Source organism: Alcanivorax profundi (assembly GCF_003597125.1).
GTDB lineage: Bacteria > Pseudomonadota > Gammaproteobacteria > Pseudomonadales > Alcanivoracaceae > Alcanivorax > Alcanivorax profundi.
In genome coordinates, this window is record NZ_QYYA01000005.1 from 12,136 (window position 1) to 33,138 (window position 21,003).

19 protein-coding genes are annotated in these 21,003 nt (G+C 59.6%); 10 read left to right on the forward strand and 9 right to left on the reverse strand.

Annotation, left to right across the window (positions count from 1 at the left end; all coding sequences use genetic code 11):
• The first annotated feature begins 55 nt into the window (after nt 1-55).
• Nucleotides 56-2,116, forward strand: coding sequence for a caspase family protein (locus D4A39_RS13985; RefSeq protein WP_158586943.1), 2,061 nt, complete (start codon nt 56-58; stop codon nt 2,114-2,116).
• 55 nt (nt 2,117-2,171) lie between these two features.
• Nucleotides 2,172-2,465, forward strand: a complete 294-nt coding sequence (locus D4A39_RS13990) for a hypothetical protein (protein ID WP_022985438.1) — start codon at nt 2,172-2,174, stop codon at nt 2,463-2,465.
• A 287-nt stretch (nt 2,466-2,752) separates the two neighbouring features.
• Here the strand turns inward: D4A39_RS13990 and D4A39_RS13995 are convergent, their stop codons facing one another.
• Both D4A39_RS13995 and D4A39_RS14000 read right to left on the reverse strand, forming a co-directional pair.
• Nucleotides 2,753-3,541, reverse strand: coding sequence for an anti-sigma factor family protein (locus D4A39_RS13995; protein ID WP_119918429.1), 789 nt, complete (start codon nt 3,539-3,541; stop codon nt 2,753-2,755).
• Nucleotides 3,542-3,602: 61 nt separating this feature from the next.
• Nucleotides 3,603-4,427 carry an RNA polymerase sigma factor gene (locus D4A39_RS14000; RefSeq protein ID WP_119918430.1) on the reverse strand — a complete coding sequence of 275 codons (825 nt, stop codon included), beginning with the start codon at nt 4,425-4,427 and terminating at the stop codon, nt 3,603-3,605.
• 151 nt (nt 4,428-4,578) lie between these two features.
• Between D4A39_RS14000 and D4A39_RS14005 the strand changes: the two genes are divergently transcribed.
• Both D4A39_RS14005 and D4A39_RS14010 read left to right on the forward strand, forming a co-directional pair.
• Entirely contained in the window at nt 4,579-6,621 is a 2,043-nt protein-coding gene (locus D4A39_RS14005) for a BCCT family transporter (RefSeq protein ID WP_119918431.1), read from the forward strand.
• 52 nt (nt 6,622-6,673) lie between these two features.
• On the forward strand, nt 6,674-7,480 hold the full coding sequence (locus D4A39_RS14010; RefSeq protein WP_158586944.1) for a DUF2059 domain-containing protein: 807 nt from the start codon (nt 6,674-6,676) through the stop codon (nt 7,478-7,480).
• 258 nt (nt 7,481-7,738) lie between these two features.
• Here D4A39_RS14010 and D4A39_RS14015 read toward each other — a convergent pair whose 3' ends face one another.
• The 4 genes from D4A39_RS14015 to D4A39_RS14030 are packed head-to-tail and all read right to left on the reverse strand — an operon-like array spanning nt 7,739 to nt 12,036.
• A complete protein-coding gene (locus D4A39_RS14015; RefSeq protein WP_119918433.1) occupies nt 7,739-8,419 on the reverse strand; it encodes a DUF2894 domain-containing protein in 681 nt (226 codons plus the stop codon).
• A complete protein-coding gene (locus tag D4A39_RS14020; RefSeq protein WP_119918434.1) occupies nt 8,412-9,062 on the reverse strand; it encodes an OmpA family protein in 651 nt (216 codons plus the stop codon). Before D4A39_RS14020 ends, D4A39_RS14015 begins: the two co-directional genes overlap by 8 nt.
• Entirely contained in the window at nt 9,062-11,275 is a 2,214-nt protein-coding gene (locus D4A39_RS14025; protein WP_119918435.1) for a DUF802 domain-containing protein, read from the reverse strand. The genes D4A39_RS14020 and D4A39_RS14025 overlap by 1 nt, the downstream gene beginning before the upstream one ends.
• Nucleotides 11,272-12,036 carry a DUF3348 family protein gene (locus tag D4A39_RS14030; protein WP_022985429.1) on the reverse strand — a complete coding sequence of 255 codons (765 nt, stop codon included), beginning with the start codon at nt 12,034-12,036 and terminating at the stop codon, nt 11,272-11,274. Before D4A39_RS14030 ends, D4A39_RS14025 begins: the two co-directional genes overlap by 4 nt.
• A 197-nt stretch (nt 12,037-12,233) precedes the next feature.
• Between D4A39_RS14030 and D4A39_RS14035 the strand changes: the two genes are divergently transcribed.
• Complete coding sequence (locus tag D4A39_RS14035) at nt 12,234-12,464, forward strand: serine protease (RefSeq protein ID WP_119918436.1); 231 nt, start codon at nt 12,234-12,236, stop codon at nt 12,462-12,464.
• A gap of 17 nt (nt 12,465-12,481) precedes the next feature.
• Here D4A39_RS14035 and D4A39_RS14040 read toward each other — a convergent pair whose 3' ends face one another.
• On the reverse strand, nt 12,482-14,038 hold the full coding sequence (locus tag D4A39_RS14040; RefSeq protein ID WP_119918437.1) for a phospholipase D family protein: 1,557 nt from the start codon (nt 14,036-14,038) through the stop codon (nt 12,482-12,484).
• 82 nt (nt 14,039-14,120) lie between these two features.
• Here D4A39_RS14040 and D4A39_RS14045 point away from each other — a divergent pair, with 82 nt between their 5' ends.
• Nucleotides 14,121-15,305 carry a BamA/TamA family outer membrane protein gene (locus D4A39_RS14045; protein ID WP_022985426.1) on the forward strand — a complete coding sequence of 395 codons (1,185 nt, stop codon included), beginning with the start codon at nt 14,121-14,123 and terminating at the stop codon, nt 15,303-15,305.
• Between the two features lie 12 nt (nt 15,306-15,317).
• Here D4A39_RS14045 and D4A39_RS14050 read toward each other — a convergent pair whose 3' ends face one another.
• On the reverse strand, nt 15,318-15,629 hold the full coding sequence (locus D4A39_RS14050) for a hypothetical protein (protein WP_022985425.1): 312 nt from the start codon (nt 15,627-15,629) through the stop codon (nt 15,318-15,320).
• 197 nt (nt 15,630-15,826) lie between these two features.
• Here D4A39_RS14050 and D4A39_RS14055 point away from each other — a divergent pair, with 197 nt between their 5' ends.
• The gene (locus tag D4A39_RS14055) at nt 15,827-16,111 is read left to right on the forward strand and encodes a hypothetical protein (protein ID WP_022985424.1); all 285 of its coding nucleotides are present in this window, start codon (nt 15,827-15,829) and stop codon (nt 16,109-16,111) included.
• A 79-nt stretch (nt 16,112-16,190) separates the two neighbouring features.
• Nucleotides 16,191-16,703, forward strand: coding sequence for a GNAT family N-acetyltransferase (locus D4A39_RS14060; protein WP_119918438.1), 513 nt, complete (start codon nt 16,191-16,193; stop codon nt 16,701-16,703).
• A gap of 33 nt (nt 16,704-16,736) precedes the next feature.
• Here the strand turns inward: D4A39_RS14060 and nhaD are convergent, their stop codons facing one another.
• A complete protein-coding gene (nhaD, locus tag D4A39_RS14065; protein WP_022985422.1) occupies nt 16,737-17,966 on the reverse strand; it encodes a sodium:proton antiporter NhaD in 1,230 nt (409 codons plus the stop codon).
• A gap of 255 nt (nt 17,967-18,221) precedes the next feature.
• Here nhaD and D4A39_RS14070 point away from each other — a divergent pair, with 255 nt between their 5' ends.
• Both D4A39_RS14070 and D4A39_RS14075 read left to right on the forward strand, forming a co-directional pair.
• Nucleotides 18,222-19,505, forward strand: a complete 1,284-nt coding sequence (locus D4A39_RS14070) for an imelysin family protein (RefSeq protein WP_119918439.1) — start codon at nt 18,222-18,224, stop codon at nt 19,503-19,505.
• A 96-nt stretch (nt 19,506-19,601) separates the two neighbouring features.
• A complete protein-coding gene (locus D4A39_RS14075) occupies nt 19,602-21,002 on the forward strand; it encodes a di-heme oxidoreductase family protein (RefSeq protein WP_022985420.1) in 1,401 nt (466 codons plus the stop codon).
• Nucleotide 21,003 lies beyond the last annotated feature (1 nt).

Here is a 21,003-nt window from a genome sequence, read left to right on the forward strand (position 1 = left end):
CATTGCTGTCGAAAAGCGGCTCGCTGGCCATCCCAATTCAACAGCAATGGACAGTATGGGTGCAGGAACAATGACGCTATCGGGAACCGGGAAGTGGCTGTGCGGCGCGATGTTGGCGGGTGGCATGCTGGTGTCACCGGTACAGGCTGCCAGGCATGCCTTGCTGGTAGGGGTGGCGGATTACCCAAATCTGCCGGCCTCGCTGCAGTTGGATGGCCCTGCCCATGATGCTGAAATCGTGCAAGCCATGCTGCGCCAGCGCGGATTCAAGCAGGACAATATCGAGCAGCTGATTACTGCAGAAGGCAAGACCCTGCCTACCCGGGAAAATATTCTGGCGGCGCTGGAGCGGTTGGCGGCATCTGCCAGCGAAGATGATTTCTATTACCTGCATTTCGCCGGTCATGGTAGCCGCCAGCCGGCGAAGGCCACGGACAATACCGAGCCCGACGGGCTGGATGAAATCTTTTTGCCCACCGATGCTGCGGAATGGGACAGCTATATCGGTTCGGTAAAGAACGCGATTCTGGATGATGAAATCGCCCACTATGTCGACCGTATTCGTGATCGCGGGGCCGATGTGTGGCTGGTGTTTGACAGTTGTCATTCCGGCACCATGACCCGGGGGGCAACGGCCATGCCGGAGGTAAAGTACCGCCGTGTGGACAGTGCGGTCCTGGGGATTCCCGACGCACCATTAATTCACCGTCCCTCCCCCATGGTGTCCGAAACCCGGGCGCGGGGTTTCCTGGGAGAGGTGTTCAGCGGTACGCCGGAAGATGAGCCGCCGCGCAAGCGGGGTGAGCTGATTGCCTTCTCTGCGGCACAGAGTGCAGAGACCACACCGGAAATGAAACTGCCTCGCGGGGCGCCGGATCGCCGTTTTCATGGCCTTTTTACCTACACCTTGATGGAAGTGCTTGGGGCCAACCCGCAGCTGAGCTATCAGCAGCTGGCCCAGCAGGTACTGTCCCGCTACCAGAGCTTGCCGTGGCAGGCGACCCAGCCGTTATTCAGTGCCAGCGACATGAGCCGTCCGGTATTCAATGACGATGTCCCGGCAGAGCCGTCCTACTTTGCGACTTTCAAGAACGGCAAGCTGGATATTCAGGCGGGCTCCCTGTCGCTGCTGGGCACGGGGGCCACGGTGACGATCTACGATTCGCCGGTAGGCAAGGCAAAGAACGCGCTCGGCACAGTGAGGCTGGATGGTGCTACCCCGGTGCGTAGCTGGGCCATGCCGGAGGAAGAACAAAGCAAGGACTGGCCGGCAACGTTGTACGTACGACTGGACAAGCCGGTGCTGACGACCGAGGTCAACGTGGCCCTGTTGCCATCCGCCTCCATGAGCAACAAGGACGAGAAGCGCCTGCAGAAGGCGTTGGCAGAAATCGAGAAGTCTGGCATCGGGATCAAGGTGTCGGCACTGGATGCCGCCGACATTCTGGTCAGCGAGTTTGATGAGCAGCTGTGGTTCCTGCAGGCAGATCAGAGCCTGCCCTGCGAAGAGCAGCGGCTGGCAGAAGCGGCGCGCAAGGTTTGTGCCGAAACCCGTCTGCCGCAACGCCTGCTCAACCTGGCATTGCCGGACAGCAAGGATCGCCAGCTGGCGGTCCTGCAAGGCGGCCTGAGCAAGATCGCGAACGTCACCCGCTTGATGTCCAGCGTGCAGCACCTGCCCGGTGCCCAGCAGCAGCTCAAGGTGAGTTTCCGCATTGAACATGACGGTGAGCAGAGCGAGTTTCCGGTGAATGGCCAGCCGGTGCTGACCGAGGGGGACCGCATTTTATTCAGTGTCACGAACAAGGGGCGTCAGGCCCAGGATGTCAGCATCCTGTTTGTGGACAGCCAGTATGGGGTTACCCAGCTGTACCCGGAAAGTGGTCAGCCTAACCGTTTGGACGGCGGTGAGTCGCTGAACTTTGAGTGGGATGTGAATGTGGAAACCGTGGGTATGGAGCACCTGTTGGTAAGCAGTCAGCCTGGTGATGGAGTGAATAGCAATCTGGGATATCTGCAACAGGCACCGCTGAATGTCTCTACCCGTGGGCTCGGTAGCAGCAAGCCGCCGCAGTCATCAGGATTGAATCTTTTTACCTGGCAGGTCAGCCACTAGGCTGAGTGCCACTCCCGGCGAAGAACGATTTTTAACTTGAAAGGAAGGAACGACCATGAAAATTTTCTCAAACATCATGCTGGCTTTGGTGATTGCGTTTTCTGCGATGTCAGTTGCCCATGCAGAGGAAGAAACCCCCTCTTCTCTGCGTGCAGAGGCTGCCAAACTGTATACCCAGGCCGATGAGCTGACGGAGAAAGCCTTGAAATTGGAGGCAGAGCAAGCCAGTGAAGTGAAAAGCCGTGGCAATGAAGTCAAGCTGCGTGGCTATGGGGCACACCAGTGCGTGATGGATTGCATCCCGCATGGCAGCCTGTATTCCTGCCGCCGAGCCTGTGGCGCTTATTAAGTTCCACACAGGATACGGGTGTCAGCCAGCCTGATACCCTCACGAAAAGGCCGCTATCGATAGCGGCCTTTTTTTGTTTGATTCGGGCAAGGTGATGGGGAAGGCATCAGAGAGGGAACGTTTGGCACACATAAGCAACGCGGTTTTCATCACAAAGAACACAGCGTGAGAACCTTCTTTCCTGAGAGGGTAATGGGTGCGCAGAGGGAGTGGTGGCTTGACCGCATATTACGCTCTAACGATCACTCCCTCTGGTGTTGTCGTGTGCTTGGGTAACAACGGCGATGCTAGCGTATCAGACGTTGTTGAAGCTCATTGCGTTTGGCGCTGACGTCATCGCAACGGATCGTTTCTGGCAGAGGCGTGAAGCCGTCAATGTCCGCGGGACGGGTGAGCCGTTCCAGTTTTTCGGGCGTGGTGTGGCAGAGGGCATCACTGAGCAGTAGCCAACGGCCCCACTCATGACGGGCGGTGAGCTGTTCGCCAAACTGTTGGCGGTAGCGTTCGCTGGCCTGCGCAAGTTGAGCCTTGCCGATGCCAGCAAAGCTGCTCAGCAGCCCCTGAGACTGTTGGCCTTGGTGTATGCCGGCGAGGATCTCGTTGATGTCATCGTCTTGTGCAACGGGCAGGTCGCGCATGTTGGGTTGTTCATCCAGATACCTGCTCAGCTCGGGAGAAAATTGCTGATAGGCCCGATCCAGTGTCAGCGGATCCATACCGGGTTTCAGTGCCAGCCAGCCGGCAAAGAGCGCGGCTGCCGCCGCAGTGAGGCCGCCGGCCGGTTGCCACCAGCGCCGGGGTTTGCGTGCGGCACTCGACAGGTTGAGCACATTATTGTGCTCGACCCACAGGTCCTGATCGTTCAGTAAACGCTGCCAGCGCTGGTATAGCGCCGGGTCGTGGGCAAGGTGACTGATGACCTCGGCACGGCGCTGCGGGTCCAGAAAATTGTCCAGTAAGGCCGCCAGGTCCTCATCATCCGGTGTCGAGCCCTGAAGAGCGGGGCGCTTTGATAACGCCAGAGCAATACGGCTCAGATACTCCTCCTGCCGTTTGCTGGATAGGTTTTCTGTCATAGTCGCTTACCCCTGACTACTGAGATGGACAGTTGCCCGGGATGAACGCTGAAACCGGACATCATTGCCAGTCCTCCGGCAGCAAGTGGTGCGCCTGGAGCACTTCCCGTATATGGGCCACTGCCCGTTGCGCCAGTCGCGCAGGTTGATGAGCTGGCAGGTTAAGCGTGCGGGCGATCGCGCTGAACTTGATGCCATCCACATGGGCCATACGCAGTATCAGGCGTTGTTCATCGGTAAGGCGCAGCGCCGCACGTACTGTGTCCAGCGTCTCTGAGCTTTGCCATTGGCTGGCCGGCCGGGGAGGGTCTTCATCGAGAATCAGTTGATGCAGCAATAGCAACAAGGGTTCGAGTGTGTCAGCGGATGCGGTGTCATTGCTGTCCGGTTCCTGATAGTGCTCTTCCAGAGAGACCTCGCCGGTTTGTTGTCCACACCAGGGCAGTTTCCCCTTGATGGTGCGAACCATCTGCTCAAGGGTGTCAGGGTCGCGTAATGTTTCGTCGTGACCAGCCAGACGTTCGATAGCCACCGGGACCGGCTGACGTTCCAGGCAGATAAACTTCCACAATGTCAGCCAGGCATCTCCCAGCTGTTGGAGCCAGGCGGGCGGGCGGATACGGCCAAAGCGTTTGCGGGCGTATTCTTCCACCAGATTGCTGCAAAGGGTGTAAAGGTAGGTTTCCGGGCGAGATTTGCCGGTGAATTTACGGCATAGCTTCCAGTCACTTTCACACAAATGCTCAAGCACATAGTCACTGGCGATTTCCGCATCGGTGGTTTGCCCAAAGCGTCGCTCGCACAGTGAGCGTATCCGGCCCTGTGTCTGCTCGCTGAAGACAATGCCAGGCCAGTCTGTGTGTTTTGCTGACGTAGTAACAGCCATTCTCCTTTTTCCCCAGAGCAAGATTCAATCATAAACCCGGGAAGCATGAAATCCTGTTAAGCCTGCCGCCGACCGGTAGTAGCCGCGAAAAAAACTCTATAGGGTAGAAATGCCCATGGTCTTTCATTCATGAACAACACAGGAAAGCGAGATGGCTGACAAAGGAATGATGCGAAATTCCACGATTCTGGTACCGGTATTCCTCCCGGCGGTGATCGTGGCGCTACTGTTGATCATCGGTACCATCAGCGATCCGGACATGGCTGGCCAGTTGTTCCAGCGAGCACAAAGCTGGATCACAGAAACGTTTGGCTGGTTCTACATGCTGGTGGTGGCGTTGTTCTTCCTCTTTATTGTCGGCATCGCGCTGACCTCCTGGGGCAACATCAAGCTGGGGCCGGATCATTGTGAGCCCGAGTACTCTTTCCCTGAATGGTTCGCCATGCTGTTTTCTGCCGGTTACGGCATTGCATTGTTGTTCTTTGGCGTTGCCGAGCCGGTGCTGCATTACGCCGAACCGCCTGTGGGTGCGCCGGAAACGGTAGATGCCGCCAAGCAGGCCATGCAAATCGCCTTCTTTCACTGGGGGTTTCATATCTGGGCAATCTACGGCCTGGTTGGGCTGGTGATGGCCTATTTTGCCTTCCGCCATGGTTTGCCGCTGTCCATGCGCTCGGCCTTTTATCCGCTGATCGGAGACAAGATTCATGGCCCCATTGGCCATGCCATCGATGTGTTCGCCATTCTTGGTACGATGTTCGGTATTGCCACCACCCTCGGGCTGTCTGCGGCGCAGATCAATGCCGGGCTGAATTATTTATGGGATGTGCCGGTGGCTACCTGGGTGCAAATTACCGCGATCGCCCTGGTTACCCTGGCTGCCACCGCGTCAGTCGTGGCGGGCATGGACAAGGGCGTGAAGCGCCTGTCGATTCTGAACATGGTGCTGGCGATTGCCCTGATGTCGTTTGTGTTCGTGGTGGGGCCGACGATTCATATCCTGGAAAGTTTTGTACAGAACACCGGCAGTTATCTGAGCAATATTGTCGAGCGGACATTCAATCTGCAGGCCTATACCCACAGCGACTGGATTGGTAACTGGACCCTGTTTATTTTCAGCTGGACCATCGCCTGGGCGCCTTTTGTCGGCCTGTTTATTGCCAAGATCAGCCGTGGTCGCACCATTCGCCAGTTTGTGGTGGGGGTCATGCTGGTCCCGACTATTTTCACGTTCTTGTGGTTCTCGGTCTTTGGCGATACCGCCCTCAGCATGATCATGAACCAGGGTGTGACGGTTCTGGTGGAAGAGGTGCAGGCAGACAAGGCGGTGGCCCTGTTCCAGATGTTTGATCTGCTTCCCTGGTCCACGTTTATTTCGTTCCTGGCGGTGTTGTTGATCATTACCTTCTTTGTCACGTCGTCGGATTCCGGCTCGCTGGTGGTGGATTCACTGGCGTCGGGTGGTGTGCTGCAAACCCCTGCCTGGCAGCGGATTTTCTGGGCGTCCCTGGAAGGGGTGATTGCGTCGGTGTTGTTGCTGGCGGGCGGGTTGAGTGCGCTGCAGACCATGACCATTGTCAGTGCGCTGCCGTTTGCGTTGGTGATTATTCTGGCCGCGGTGGGGATGTGGCGTGCGCTGGTGATCGAGAAGCATCGGGAAGTCAGCTTGCAGGCTCATATGGCCACCATGCGGAATATGACGGGCTCTCAGTGGCGTCATCGTTTGTCCGCCATGATTCGCTACCCGACTCGTGACGAAGTCGAAACCTTTATTCGCGTCACCGCCATGGAAAGCCTGAAAGAGGTAGTTGATGAATTGCGCAAGGCGGGTTGGGATGCTGGCGTTGAGTTTGATGAATCGCTGGTGCGTGCCGAGCTGGTCGTCAATCGCGATGGTCATGTGGGTTTTATTTATGACATTCGCCTGATTACCAGCCCGATTCCCGAGTTTGCCTATGCCGGCAAGGCCGGACCGGAATCGGAAAAGGAATACTGTCGGGCCGAGGTGTTCCTGCGCCGGGGTGGTCGTTCCTATGATGTGTATGGCTATGATGGCAACGACATCATTCAGGATGTGCTGGATCAGTTTGGTAACTACCTGCACTTCCTGGATAGTACCCCTGGCAAGTTGCCCTGGGAGATGGCCGAGCATGATGATTTGCTGCACCCTGCAGACAAACCGGATAGCGAATAAGTTGCCGTGTGACCGGCATGATCTGCGGCCTGCAAACACGAAAAGGAAGCGAATGAAACAACCGTGGTTTTGGGTATGGGGGCTGATGCTGGCACTGCTGGCTGGCCATGCGCTGGCAGATGAGCGCGATGACAAGATCGCGAGGCTGTTGAATCTGGCGGGGGCTGAGGAGCTGATTAGTGGTCTTGCCGACTCGGTGATAGCCGGTCTGGAGCAGGCGCAGCAATCGGCCCAGGGTGAGGATGCCGAGCGCGGTGAGGTGATGCTTCACGTGGCGAAGGAATCATTTCTGCCTGAAGTGATTTACCAGCAGGTGTTCGAGGCAGTCTCGGTGGCGTTGCAAGACGACCAGCTGGAGACCTTGCTGCTGTGGTACCAGTCTCCATTGGGTAAGCGTATTACGGAGATGGAAGTCGAGGCGGCCTCCCCAGCATCGGGTCAGGCCATGATGCAAAATGCCACTGCCTTGTTGTCGAATCAGCCGATGATGGAAAAAGCGGCGCAGTTTGATGCCTTGCTCCACCTGACGGATTACAACATGGCGTTGCAAAAACGCATGTTTATTGCCGCTCAATTGCATGTGCGTACATTGCACAATCCCGATCAGCCTGCGGACAGCCGTGAGCTGGCGGCGCTTTTTGAGCCGCGGCGTGCGATGTTTACCGAGCAGACCCGCAACATGGTGATGCTATCCTTCGCCCATACTTACCGTGAGCTGCCGCCGGAAAAGCTGGAAAGCTATCTGGATTTTCTGTCCACGCCGTCTGCCAGACAGTTCAACGAAGCCACCCGCATGGGCCTTGAAGCAGGGCTGGATCTTGTCTTTGAGGACTATATAGCCGGCCTGGCAGAGCTGTAACTCTGCACCTCAACAACTGCAACCCTTCAATGTGGGAGCGGTGGTTCCACCGCGTGTAAAAAGCCGGGCAAGGCCCTCGCGGTCGCTCGATCGCTCCCACAGCAAGCAAGCCACCCGGTCTGATTGCCTGCCTCGCTGAGGCTCGTTATCGCTGCAAGCATAGCTCCTACAGTGGATTGATAGTGGAGGGGGTTATGTGGGAGCCAGCCTGCTGGCGATAGTGTTTGCTGCGCTGGCAGGTGAAAGGGCTGCCGGGTGTTAGCTACGTTTCTTGCCGGCCTTTTCCAGCACCATCAGGGTTTCCACGTAATTGACGAAATGCTCCAGGTAGGCCGGTGAGAGGGTCTGCAGGGTGCGAATGGCGCTGGTGACCAGGCGATGGGAATTGAGTGGGCCGGCGTCGCTGGGCGTCTGGGTCAGGGCCAGGTCAATGCGTTGGCGCTTGCGCTGTTGTTGCTGGCCCCGGCGGGCACGGGTGAGGGCTTTCAGTTCCCGCGGGGGCGTGTGGGCCTGGGTGGGCTCGGGGCTGTCGTCGAGCAGATCACTTTCCTGAGCGTGTAACAGCGCGGTGAGCGGGTCACGGGGCTGGCCAGTGTCTGCTTCCGGTTGGCTGTAGTGTTCGCGCAGGGCGGCCAACGGACTGCGGGTATCCGGGCGACGTTGTTGGCGCAGCCAATGGCGAAGCGCCTGTGGCGATGCCGGCGGGCGGTCTGCACAGGTTTCCGCTTCCCGGGTAGCGGCGTCCAGTCGTTGCTGATACTCGCTCACCGCTGCCGACAGCCTGGCCAGGCTGGCAGCACTGCAATGGCGTTGTTGCTGCAGGCGTTCGCCCTGGCGCTGCACAAAGCGAAAGCGCACCGGGTCGAAGTGATCTGCACCGTTCTCCTGCCACTGGGCAATGTGGTCGAGCAGGGCCTGTAGCGTTGCCGTATCAGCCATCGTTGTCCCCGTTTGCCGGGTCGGTGTTGCGGCGCGGCACGGTGGTCAGCTCCACCCGTCGATTCTTGGCCCGGTGGGCGTTGCTGTCATTGGGGGCAACAGGTTGATGCGGGCCGAAGGCCGCGGCGAATACCTGGTCGGCGGGCATGCCCTGGTCGATCAGGGTGCGGGTCACGGTCAGGGCACGCTGGGCGGATAACCCCCAGTTATCTTCGTAACGCCGGTTGCCGCGCTGAATGGGCAGGTCGTCGGTGAAGCCACTGACCATCAACATCTGGTTGTGCTGATTGAGGTACACCTGCAGCGGTTTGACCAGGTCCTGCAACAGGGCGACGCCCTCGGCTTGCAGCTGATCGGAGTTGAGCTGGAACAGTACGCTGCCACTGATGCCGATACGGCCATCTTCAAAGGTAACCCGGCCGCTCGCCAGCGGATCCGCCAGGGCCTGCTCCAGCGCCAGGCGGCGCTGTTCTTCGGCCAGCCGCTTGGCTTTCTCCTGTTCCAGTGACTGGCTGAGTTCCAGCTGAATGCCGATGACCCACACCAGCACCAGCACCAGGATGCCCACCAGCGCCGCCATCAGGTCGGAAAAGATGGCCCATACCGGGGAGGCCTGGGCGTCGTTGTCGTGCAACTCGTCCATCAGCTGGCCTCGGCGGAGGACAGGGCGCCGAGCGCCTCGATGACCTCTTTCTGGGACGCCATGCTCAGTTCGATCACTTCACGGGCCTGCTCCACGTAGTAGCCCAGCTGCTCGTCAGCCCGGGCGGCGGATTTCTCCAGTGCGGCTTCCACTTGCTGCAGGTTATCCAGCAACTTGTCGTTGCTGTCGCTGAACAGCTGTACGGCGGTGGCAAAGGCCTCGCTGAGGCTGGCTACTTCTGCGGCGCTGCCGGTGACATCGCCCGCTACCTCGTTGAGGCGTTCGCTCTGTTCGCTGACCTGACGGGTGAAGGTGTCGCCCACCTGGGCCAGGGTGTCGCTGGCGCGGGTGATCAGGGTTTCAATGGCATCGCGTTGAGCGCCGGCAGTGTCGCGTTGGTTGCTGAGCAGGGTGTCCAGCTCTTCCATGATGCGGCGGCGCTCGTCGAGTAGCTCGTTGTCCCGCTCGCTGCTGCGGGTCATTTCTTCGCGCAGGCGGCTGATGACCTCGGCGGCAGCCTTGGGGGTTTCCGATGCGGTTTCGATCAGGCGCGTCATGGGGGCTTCAAGGGCCGTACCAAGACGGGCGAGGTGCTCGCTGACGGTGGCTTCCAGGGTGGCCAGGCGGTCGCTGGCTGCGCCGGCCCGTTGGGCCTCGGCATCGCGCAGGGCCTGCAATTCGTCGCGAATACCCGCCACCAGTTGATCAAGCCCTTCGCGCTGCCCTTGCAGCAGGGTGGTGGTGCCTTGCTGGAAATGCTGCTGGTGCTGCTGCAGGGTCTCTCGCAGCTCGCCGATCAGGGCACTGCCGCTGGCTTGTTGCTGTTCGCCGTGCTGCTGCCATTGCTCCGCGGCCTGCTGCACGCTGTGCTGGAACTGGTCGGTGATGCGCGTCAGCTGCTGCTGCTGTTCACCGGCCAGTTGTTGTTGTTGCTCGCGGGTCTGTTCCAGCAGCTGGCGGGCAACTTGCTGTTGCTCGTCCTGCTGTTGTTGCCACTGATGCAGACTTTGCTCGCTGGCGCTCTGGAAGCGATCGGCCAAGGCCTCCAGGGTGCTGGCGCTGCTGTTGGCCAGCTGTTGCTGACTATCGCGCAGGGCGCCGAGCAGGGCGTCGCTGTTATCGCGGAAACGGTCGTGGTGCTCGGCCAGAGACGTGCTGATGTCTGTCACCAGTCGGGCGCTGGTTTGCTGGTGGGCATCGAGCCCTTGCTGCCAGTGCTGGGCGGCGGCTTCAGTGGTATCGCGGAACTGGCGGGTCAGTTCGCCAAGCTGGGTTTGGGTCAGTTCTGTCAGGCGCTGATGGGTCCCTTCCACTTGCTGGCTAAGGCTGGCGAGGGATTGCTCCATGAGCGGCTGGAGATTTTCCACTGCCAGGCGGCTGCTGTCGGCCAGGGTGTTTTTGAGGGAGTCGCCCACGGACTGGGCCAGTTGTCGGTACTGCTCTTCCAGGTTGGCGTGGAACTGTTGCTGGTTACCGGTCAGGGAGTCACTCAGGCCAGTACCCAGTTGTTCCATGCGCCCGGCCAGCCCTTGCAGGGCGTTCACCAGCGCCGGGAAGGATTCGGCTTGCTGATGCAGCGCCTGATAGGCGGCTTCGCGCTGATGATCCAGCGAGAAGGCGTGCAGGGTGGTATCGGTAAGGCTGTCGAGCTTGCGCGAGACCAGCAGCCGGTCGCGACGGCACAGGGTGGCGGTCAGGCCAAGCATGGCGGAGGCCGCGACCCCGGCAATGGAGGTGCCAAAGGCCAGGCTCAGGCCGGCGATCGGGGCGGACAGGGCGCTGCGGATGGCGCTCAGCTCGCTGCTGCCGTCCAGCGCTGTGGCGGCACCCTGCAGGGTAACGATCATGCCCACGAAGGTGCCGAGCAGCCCCAGCATCACCAGCAACCCGGTGAGGTAGGGGGTCAGTACTGGCCCGGGCAGAGGCGCGGGGTGGCCATCAATGCGCCGTTGCACGGCATGACGCAGGGACGCCGGCAGGCTTTGCAGCCAGTGGCGCAGGCTGTCGCGACTGTCGGGCAAGTCGTCCAGGCGCTGGTCCAGCCGGGTGGTATTGCGGCGGAATCGCAACAACTCGGCAAAGCCCATGGCATAGACGGCGGCAATGATCAGGGTCACGGCCAGAGCGACCGGGTGACGCATAAAGGTGGCAGCAATCCACACGACAGCGATGGCGCCGATCACAAAGGGAACGGCAAACAAAAAGCGTTTCATGGGGTGGGGCTTTCCTCGTTCACACTGGCCGGGCAGGCGTCGCGGGCGGCGGCCAGCAGGCCGAGCACCGGTTCCTGTCGAGCGTCCAGCTCGGCCAGTAACAGCATTTTCAATTCCCGGCGGAACTGGGTCAGCCAGCCATGGGGGCCAAGCCAGTCCGCGGGGGTGTGGAAGGGGTCCCGTTGTTGCCAGAGCAGGCGGTAGCGCTGCTCCAGCACACCGGAAAGGGCCGCGAAGCCCTGGCGCGCCCAGGCGGTCAGGCTGCTTTCCATGACCGCATCGATTTCAGCCAGATGCGCCAGGGGCTCACTGTGTCCGGCGAGCAGGCGCCGGCAGCGTAGCCGCAGATTGGTGAGCCCGGCAATCAGTTGTCGCTGGTGCGCCTGATAAAACCGCTCGTAGGCGCCGAAGCTGGGGCGCTTTTCGGCCCCGGCATCCTCGCGCAGGGGCGGCAGGGCAACAATGGATGCCGCCTTTTCGCCCGCGAAGCTGCGGCCGATATAGTCGAGCAGTGCACGACGGGTTCGCAGCAGGTCGGCCTGCAGTTGTTCGGGCAGGTCATCGTTGGCGGTGAAAGGCCCGGATGGGGTATGCCGGGTGGCGCCGTCCAGCGAGATGGCATCGGACAGGTCGAACAGTCGCCCCAGTCGCTCGGCGAAGTCACCATGGCCTGCGCGCACGGCTTTGCTGTCCAGGCTCTGCAGGAGCTGGACCAGGCGGCTGGCGGGAGCGGATTGTGGGGCGGTGTGCGTCCGTTGCATGCAGTATCCGTTGATGAAACCGGGTGCCGGGGCGGGGCGCCGCGCCGGCGAGCCGCCCATTCTAATCGGGAAAGGGGTACGATGATAATGCGTCTGTCGGTTGGCTGGGCAGTGTGCAGACCATCAGGACGCGGTGACAGGTCAGGTCAAAGACTGGATCAAAGTGAATGAGGTGGCGGGTGCAAGGGATAAACCGAATGAAAGCCGGGCTGGTGTGGCTGCTGGTGAGCGTGCTGGCGGGCTGTTTCAGTCCGCCGGGGGGTGACCGGGACCGGCACGGCTGCCTGGGCTCCGGCGGATACCAGTGGTGTCCACGGGTAGCAGAATGCGTGCGTTCCTGGGAGCTGGCCGAGGAGCGCGGTTTCGAGGCAACCCCCGAGGCGTTTCAGGCCTGGTGTACCGCAGAGACGAGTGACGGGGCCCGCTGAGCGAGCCGCTATTCACGCTAAATCTGTGATTCGATGGGCAGTAGCGAAAGGCTCCAGACCTTGAAGCGTTGCCATGCGGAGGTCTCCGGGTCGTGATCGATGCGGATTGGCTGATTGCCGTTGGCCGCTTTCCACTGAAGATCGCCTTTATCGTCCAGGCTCAATTGCCACGCCGATGACGCCTGTATCCAGTCTTCGAATACCTGACTGAGCTGTTGATTGATCGCTGCGCTATGAATCAGCAGGCCGACCTCGGTGTTCTGGATCAGTGAGCGGCCGTCCAGGTTGATTGAGCCGATGAAGGTGCGGTCGTCATCGAACACGAAGGTCTTGGCGTGCAGGCTGGCCCGCGAGCTTCCCTTGAACCAGTGGATGCGCTGCTGTTGGCCGGCTTCGGAGCGCAACTCCCACAACTTGATTTGTTGCTCCAGCAGCGGACGGCGATAGCGGCTGTAGCCACTGTGTACGACGGCCACATCGGTGGTGCTGAGAGAGTTGGTGAGGATGCGTACATCCATGCCCCGGTCTACCAGGCTGGCCAGGTAATCGACGCCCTTGTCGCCCGGAATGAAATAGGCGGAAGTTAACCAGGCTCTGCCATTGCTGCTGTCCAGTTCGTCACGAAGTACATTGCCCAGATAATCCTCTTCCGGTGTGTCATCACGGGCATAGGCTTTTGAGGGCGGGTCGGCGTGGAAGTGCGCCTCTCCCCAGGCTAGCGGAATTTCGCCGGAGAGAATGGCTTGTCCGAGCATGGAATCTGCCAGTGCCAACGCGAACTCACTGTCGCGCTGGCTGTGCAGTAAGTCGGCAAGTACGGCACGTAACTCGCCCAGATTCAGGTCGGAATCGTCGGCGTCCAGCAGGTCGCTGGCCGGCACTGAGACCGGGCTGTTCCAGTACTGGTCAAAGCTTGCCGCGCCTTCGCGAACCACATCCCCCATGGCAATGATATCGATATCCTGAAAATCCACTTCGGTATTGGAGAAATATTCGTCGGCCACATTCCGGCCGCCGGTGAGCAATACACTGTGGTCTGCCAGCATGAGCTTGTTATGCATACGGTGGTTGGTGCGGGAGAAACCAAAGGCGAGTTGCAGCGAGCGGGAGAACCCCGCGCGGCCAGCCACGGGATTGAAAATACGAATGGCAATATTGGGGTGCTGGGCCAGTGTTGATACCTGGGGGTTGTCGATGGGTGTGCCAATGTCATCCACCAACAAGCGGACCCGGACGCCGCGGTCGGCAGCTTCCAATAGCTTGCTGATGATAAGGCTGCCGCTGACATCGGAGGAAAAAATGTAGTACTGAAGGTCAAGTGAAGAGCGGGCCGCTTCAATCATGGCGACTCTGGCAACAAAGGCGGACAGGCCATCGCGGAGCAGGTACAGGCCCGTTTCACCCTGGTGCCCGGCCAACAGTTCACGGTTGGCTTCAGCGAGAGGGCCAGTTTGTGGAGCAGGAAGGCTTTCGCTGTGCGGGCGGTGGGTGAGATCGAACTGGCTATGGGCATGGCAGCCCGTGCATAGCAGTATTGTCAGCAGCAGGGCTGTGTGGCGAATTTGCAAAAGCATGATGTGTTTTTATCTGGCAAGTCTGCGATTATCAAAGCCCAGTGTGGAGAAAATTTCAATTCCGGCGGCGAGGAACCCCTGAATGCTCAAGCGAATTACGCTAATCGCCTGCATGGTAACCACCGCTAGCCCGGTCAGTGCCGACTTTTTTCGCGATTACATGATTGATCCGGAAGACGGTATGTTGGACAGCAGCCGCTTTCTGTCGGAATTACCCATGAGCTTTATGCCGGTTCCTGTGGTTATCACCGAGCCGGCGGTGGGTAATGGGTTGGGCATTGTCGGCGTGTTTTTCCACGAGAGTGACGAACAAAAAGCGATGCGGGTAGACGGTGATGCCCCAGCCATTCTGCCCAACAACATTAGTATCTTGGGTGTTGCCGCGACCGAGAATGGCACCCGGGGGGTGGCCGCCGGGCACCTGGGCTTCTGGCGCAATGACACTATCCGTTATCGGGGGTTTGCTCTGGTGCCGGACCTGAACCTGGATTTTTATACCTTTGCCGGGCACACCATTGACCGGCCGGTAGAGTTGAATCTCAAGGGGCCGGCTGCATTGCAGGAACTGAAGTTCCGGGTGGCAGCTAGCCCGTGGATGGTGGGGGTGCGGCAGTCTTACCGGCAGGTCGAGCTGGATCTGGCGGAAGATATCCAACTTCCCAATCCACGCTTGAATGCGGCGGTAAACCAGTTTCTGGATAACCACCTGGGAGACAAGATTCGTACCTCTGGCCTGGGCGTGCTGGCGGAATATGATTCCCGGGATAACCCGATGGCGCCGCAAGACGGGCTGTATTACGCCGCCAATTACGTCTGGTATGGCGACAGTATCGGCAGCGATCTGAACTACGGAAGTTATACGCTGGAAGGATTGAACTACTGGAACGTCAATGAGCATTTCAATTTTGCCCTGCGCTTTCAGTATGACGGTGTAGATGCCGGTGACAGTGCGAGGCTTCCTCCCTATGTGTTGCCCTTTGTCGATTTGCGCGGTATCCCGGCGGTGCGCTATCAGGGCAAGGCGGTGGCGGTGGCGGAAATTGAAGCCACCTGGAAAGCGAGCATGCGCTGGCGGTTCAATGCTTTTTCGGGCGGTGGTCGCGCGGCAGAAAGTGCCAGTGAATTATCCGAAGCAGAAGTCGCTAATAATTATGGCGCAGGGTTCCGCTATTTGATGGCCCGCCGTTATGGCATGACCATGGGGGTCGATGTGGCGCGAGGCCCAGAAGAGACTGCCTGGTATATTCAGGCAGGCTCAAGCTGGTGAGGGTGGGGTTCCCTAGTCTTCGCGGTTTTTATCCATATTGCGGTTAGCTGCTTCGGCGTCTTCCAGGGCGGCAAACTGTTCAGAGATCAGGCTGCCAATTTCCTGGTTTACCTTTCGAATCGTGTCGTAGACCATGCCGATGGTCTTGCGTTGTTTCTCCTTGAAAGAACCTGCCTGCTCTTCAAACAATCCGAGCTTCTCCAGTGCATCAAACGGCAGGCCGGCAATATGCTGATGAACGTCTTCCACGGTGGTGGCGCCGTCTTCGATGGCTTCCTGAATCATGTCCTTGAGCAGTTCTGCCCGTTGCAGGGTTTTTTTCATGGTTATGCGTCACGGTGATGAGAGTGGGTTCAATGTAGCGAAAAGCGGACAGGGGGGCCATCTTGTGAATGACTTTTCTGACCGATTGTCTGACGTAATAAGCCGTTACATCCTTGCTGGTTGACCGCGTTCATGAAATGGGGTCACTCTGAAAACGGGTTCATCATCGAATCCTGATCGAAACACGGAGTGCGATTATGGAAACTGTGAAAAACATGATTGCCGATATCAAAGGCAAGCTGGATGAACTGGAAGCAGAATTGATGCAGATCGAAAAAATCGGGGTGGGCGCCAATGGCGATACCAACACCGAAGCCGAACGTCACCGTCTTGCCTTGCAGGATGTGTTGGTAGATCTGCAGCAACGCATTGATGAATATCACGAACTGGCCGGCATGGACGACGATGGTGGCCAAACCAACTGGCAGCAGATGGATCGGGATCTGATGGATCTCAACAATGATCTTTATGGGGCGAATTAGCCTCTCGTCGATACTTTTTTGACGCGTCTGATGTCCTGATCCTCAGGGCTCGGGCGCTGTCCTTATTTGCAGGAAATGCATGACTTCCTCGACCGGGATTACGGTGCAGGCCGAGGTGGCAGATGATGTGGCTGCCATCCATTCGCTGACGGCGCAGGCGTTTGAAAACGTGCCCTACAGTGACCAGCGTGAGCCCTTGATTGTTGATGCCCTGCGGGACCAGCAAGCCCTGACCCTGTCGCTGGTGGCGCATGCCGGGGATGAACGGGTCGGGCATATCGCTTTTTCCCCGGTTACCCTGTCGGATGGCGCGTCGGGCTGGTTTGGTCTGGGGCCCGTGTCGGTGTTGCCTTCTCGGCAAGGCGAAGGGATCGGCAGCGAACTGGTGCTGGCGGGACTGGAGCAACTCAAGGCGCGGGGAGCGCAGGGCTGTGTGCTGTTGGGAGACCCCAACTGGTACAAGCGCTTCGGCTTTGTCGCGACCCCCCTGGTGCGTTTGCCCGGTGTGCCTGCCGAGTATTTTCAGGCGTTGCTGTTAAGCGGTGAATGGCCGGATGCAGACGTGCATTACCATCCGGCCTTCAACGCCTGAGCGGCAGCCGCGGAGGTGTTCCCGCCGGCCCGGTTACACCAACGAACCCAGCCCCAGCACCGCAAAGAAGCCCACACTATAGGCCACCAGCAGGTAGCCGAAATAACGCAGATAGCTGGCGAATGTCAGCGCTTCAACTTTGCTCATGGCAATCACCCCGGCGGCAGAACCGATCACCAGCAGGGCGCCGCCCACGCCGACGGAATAGGTCAGTGACAGCCATTCCGGCAGGGTCATTTCTATCCCTGAATTCAGTAATGCAGCCGTCAGTGGCACGTTGTCGAACAGTGCCGACGCCAGCCCGACCAGGAAGTTGGCTGCCACGGGGGGCATTACGTCGTACAGCGCCGGGAAGTAGGCCAGCATGCCGAGTTCCTTGAGCATTCCCACCAGCAGCAGTACCCCGAGGAAGAACAGCAGGGTGTCGAATTCGATCTTGCGGATGTATTCCAGTATCGGCTCATCCTTGTTCATGAACTGCACCACCATGAACATCAGTGACAGGCCAAACAGGAAGCACAGTACCGGTGGAATACCGAAGGCCACATTGGCGGCAATGGTGCCAAGAATGGTGGCGAAAAACAGCAGCGCGATGACCTTGTCGCCGCGATCGATGACGGTGCTCTGCTTTTCGATCTGCACGTCACCGCTGAGACCAAAAGACAGCATCACCGCCAGGACCGCCACGGCACCGGCGGCGGGCAGGCTCAGCATCAGCAAGTCGGGAATTTCCACCTTGCCCGCCAGAAAGATCATCAGGGTGGTGACGTCGCCGGTGATCAGCGCGGTACCACCGGCATTCACCGAGAACACCACCAGCACAATGTAGCGCAGCAGCTTTTTGGCCGACAGGTTCAGGTTCATGAGCACGGCGATACACACCAGCGTGGCGGTAATGTTGTCGGCCATGGACGAGAACAGGAACGCAAACAGACCGGTAAGCAACATCAGTTTGCGTTCACTGATGCGCGAGGGCAGCAGTTTATTGACGATGCTGTCGATGATGCCCTTGCCGGACAGGTAGGCCACAAACGTCATGGCGGCCATCAGGAACAGCCACAAGGTAGCGATATCCAGCAGGTTTTCGTTGAGGCTTTCCATCAGTGCTTCATGGCTCAGGTGGCCGGGCGGGGCAATAAAAAACAGCAGCCAGGCAAAGGAACCGAAGAACAGTGTGGTTTTGGCCTTGTCGATATGGACGATATCTTCGATGACGATGGACACAAAGCCCAGCGCCACCAGGATCAGCAGAAGGGTGGTCATGAGGGGCGTCTCGCAAGGTAATGGGCTGCAGGGCAGCAGGGGGAGCGCGGCGCCATTCTAGGGCGTTTGTGAATGCAGTTCACTAAAATACTCCCTGTATAGGCCCGAATCCTGCCATGAAAGTGGCCTCTGGTTGCGTGGCAGTGCGCATTTTTTCGTCGTTGCCTCTTTCAATCAATGAGAATAATTCGCATTATGTGCCCCTATTGGGGGCTCAAGGCCCGTTTTGCTGTTCACGCATACTGAGGAATTTCTATGTTGACCCGTGTTGCCGCCGGGGGGCTGATGCTGTCCTCCCTGTTCCTGTCTGCCTGTAGCGATCAGCCCAAGGTGGAAGAAAAGGCTGCCCCGTATGAAGCGGCCCAGGCTCGGGACGTGATCAGCCATTATGCGGACCTGGCGCTGGCTGGTTACAGCGATGCCCTGGCGCAAGCCCGCGAATTGCAGGCGACTATCAACACCCTGCTGGACTCTCCGGACGAAGAGAATCTGGCCGCAGCCCGGGCCGCCTGGCGTGATGCCCGGGTCCCCTACATGCAGACCGAGGTCTTTCGTTTCGGCAATAGCGTGGTGGATGAGTGGGAAGGGCAGGTAAATGCCTGGCCGCTGGATGAAGGGCTGATTGATTATGTGGACGACAGCTATCAGGCGGTGATGGGCAACCCTGGTGCCCGCGCCAATATCATTGCCAGTGAGTCGCTGACCATTGGTGAGCAGCGCCTGGATCTGACCGACCTGAATGCTGACCTGCTGGCCAGCCTGAATGAGCTGGGCGGTTCCGAGGCCAATGTGGCCACCGGTTACCACGCCATCGAGTTTTTGCTTTGGGGCCAGGACCTGAACGGTACCGAGGCAGGGGCGGGCGAGCGTCCGGCCACGGACTTCGCGCTGGGCGAGGAAGCGACCGGTGGCAATAACGAGCGTCGCCGTGCCTACCTTCAGGTGGTGACGGATCTGCTGATCAGCGACCTGGAAACCATGGTGGCCGTATGGCAGCCGGAACAGGAAAACTATCGCGCCGAATTGCTGGCGGACACCCCGGAAAACGGCCTGCGCAAAATGCTGTTCGGCATGGGTAGCCTGTCTCTGGGCGAGCTGGCGGGTGAGCGCATGAAGGTGGCGCTGGCGGCACACTCCCCGGAAGACGAGCACGATTGTTTCAGTGACAACACCCACTTTTCGCACTTCTATAATGGCAAGGGCATCCAGAACGTGTATCTGGGGGAGTATCAGCAGGTCAATGGAGAGACCCTCAGCGGGCCCTCTCTGAGCGATCTGGTCGCCGCCAATGACCCGGCGGTGGACAGTCAGCTGAAGCAGGCTTTTGAGGCCAGTGAAGCGGCCCTCCAGGCTCTGGTGGACAGTGCCAACACTGGCGTTCACTTCGATCAGCTGATTGCACCGGGTAATGCGCAAGGCGCTGCCACTGTGAACGCGGCTATCGATTCCCTGGTAACCCAGACCACGGGCATTGAAAAGGCTGCGCTGGTGTTAAACATTCAGGCGTTGAACCCGGACACGGCCGATCACGAGTTCTGAAAACGATTCTCTTTAAGATCTGGTAAGATGGCGCCGCCCCTTGGGCGGCGCTTTGCTGTGGCCGCCTGATCCCCTGGTTCCTGAAGGAAGAGTGTCTTGCGTTATCTGCTGCCCACCTTGCCCCTGATCGCCCTGTTGGCCGCCTGCGATTCCGGCCCCACCTTTACCGAGGCTGAACCAGGCGAACACCTGTCAGCGGGGGAGGCCACGGTCACCAAGACCGACCACAACGCCTTTTCGTTGCCGCTGGCGAACCTGTCTCCGTCCCGCCGGCTGGATTTCAGTGTGGGCAACAGCTTCTTCCGTAACCCGTGGGTGATCGCACCGGCCTCCACCGATGCCCGTGATGGCCTGGGGCCGCTGTTTAACACCAACGCCTGCCAGAACTGCCATATCAAGGATGGCCGCGGCCACCCGCCGGGGCCGGACGCGAAGCAGGCGGTGTCGATGCTGGTGCGCTTGTCGGTGCCGGCCGGTGAGGCAGATGATCTGACCCAGAGTGGGTTGCTGCCCGAGCCTCACTATGGCGGCCAGTTCCAGGATGCGGCGATTCCCGGCATCGAACCGGAAGGTCGGGTGCGGGTGGACTATGAGCCGGTGGTGATGACGTTTGCGGACGGCCATGAAGTATCGCTGCGCAAGCCGAAGCTGACGTTCAGCAATCTGGCCTACGGCGAGATGCATCCCGCTACCTTGTTTTCCGCCCGTATCGCGCCACCGGTGATTGGACTGGGGCTGCTGGAATCGATCAGTGACAAAGACCTGCTGGCCCATGCCGATCCTGAGGATGACGATGGCGATGGCATCAGTGGCCGCGCTAATCTGGTCTGGGATCGGGCCACTGAAACCACCCGCATCGGCCGCTTTGGCTGGAAGGCCGGCCAGCCCAGCCTGCGCCAGCAGAATGCGGAAGCCTTTGCCAACGACATGGGGCTGACCAGCCATCTGGTGCCCACGGATTCCTGCGCTCCCAGCCAGACCGAATGCCTGGCCCTGCCTCATGGCGGCGTGCCAGAGGTGAGCGACAGCATTCTCGACAACGTGACCTTCTATACCCGTAACCTGGCCGTGCCTGCCCGCCGTAATGTGGGGGATCCGCAGGTGCTGGCGGGCAAGACCCTGTTCTTCCAGGCTAATTGCCAGGGCTGTCACGTGCCCAGCTACACCACCGCCGCAGAGGCCGCCGAGCCGGAGCTGGCCAACCAGACCATTCGCCCCTACACCGACCTGCTGCTTCATGACATGGGGCCGGGGCTGGCGGATGGTCGCCCGGAGTTCCTGGCCAATGGCCAGGAATGGCGCACCCCGCCGCTGTGGGGGATCGGCCTTACCGAGGCGGTCAACGGGCATACCCAGCTGCTGCATGACGGCCGTGCCCGTAACCTGATGGAAGCGATTCTGTGGCATGACGGAGAAGCGGCCGCATCCCGGGACCAGGTGCTGAGCTTTGATGCCGAGCAGCGTGCCGCGCTGCTGGCATTCCTGAATTCGTTGTAAG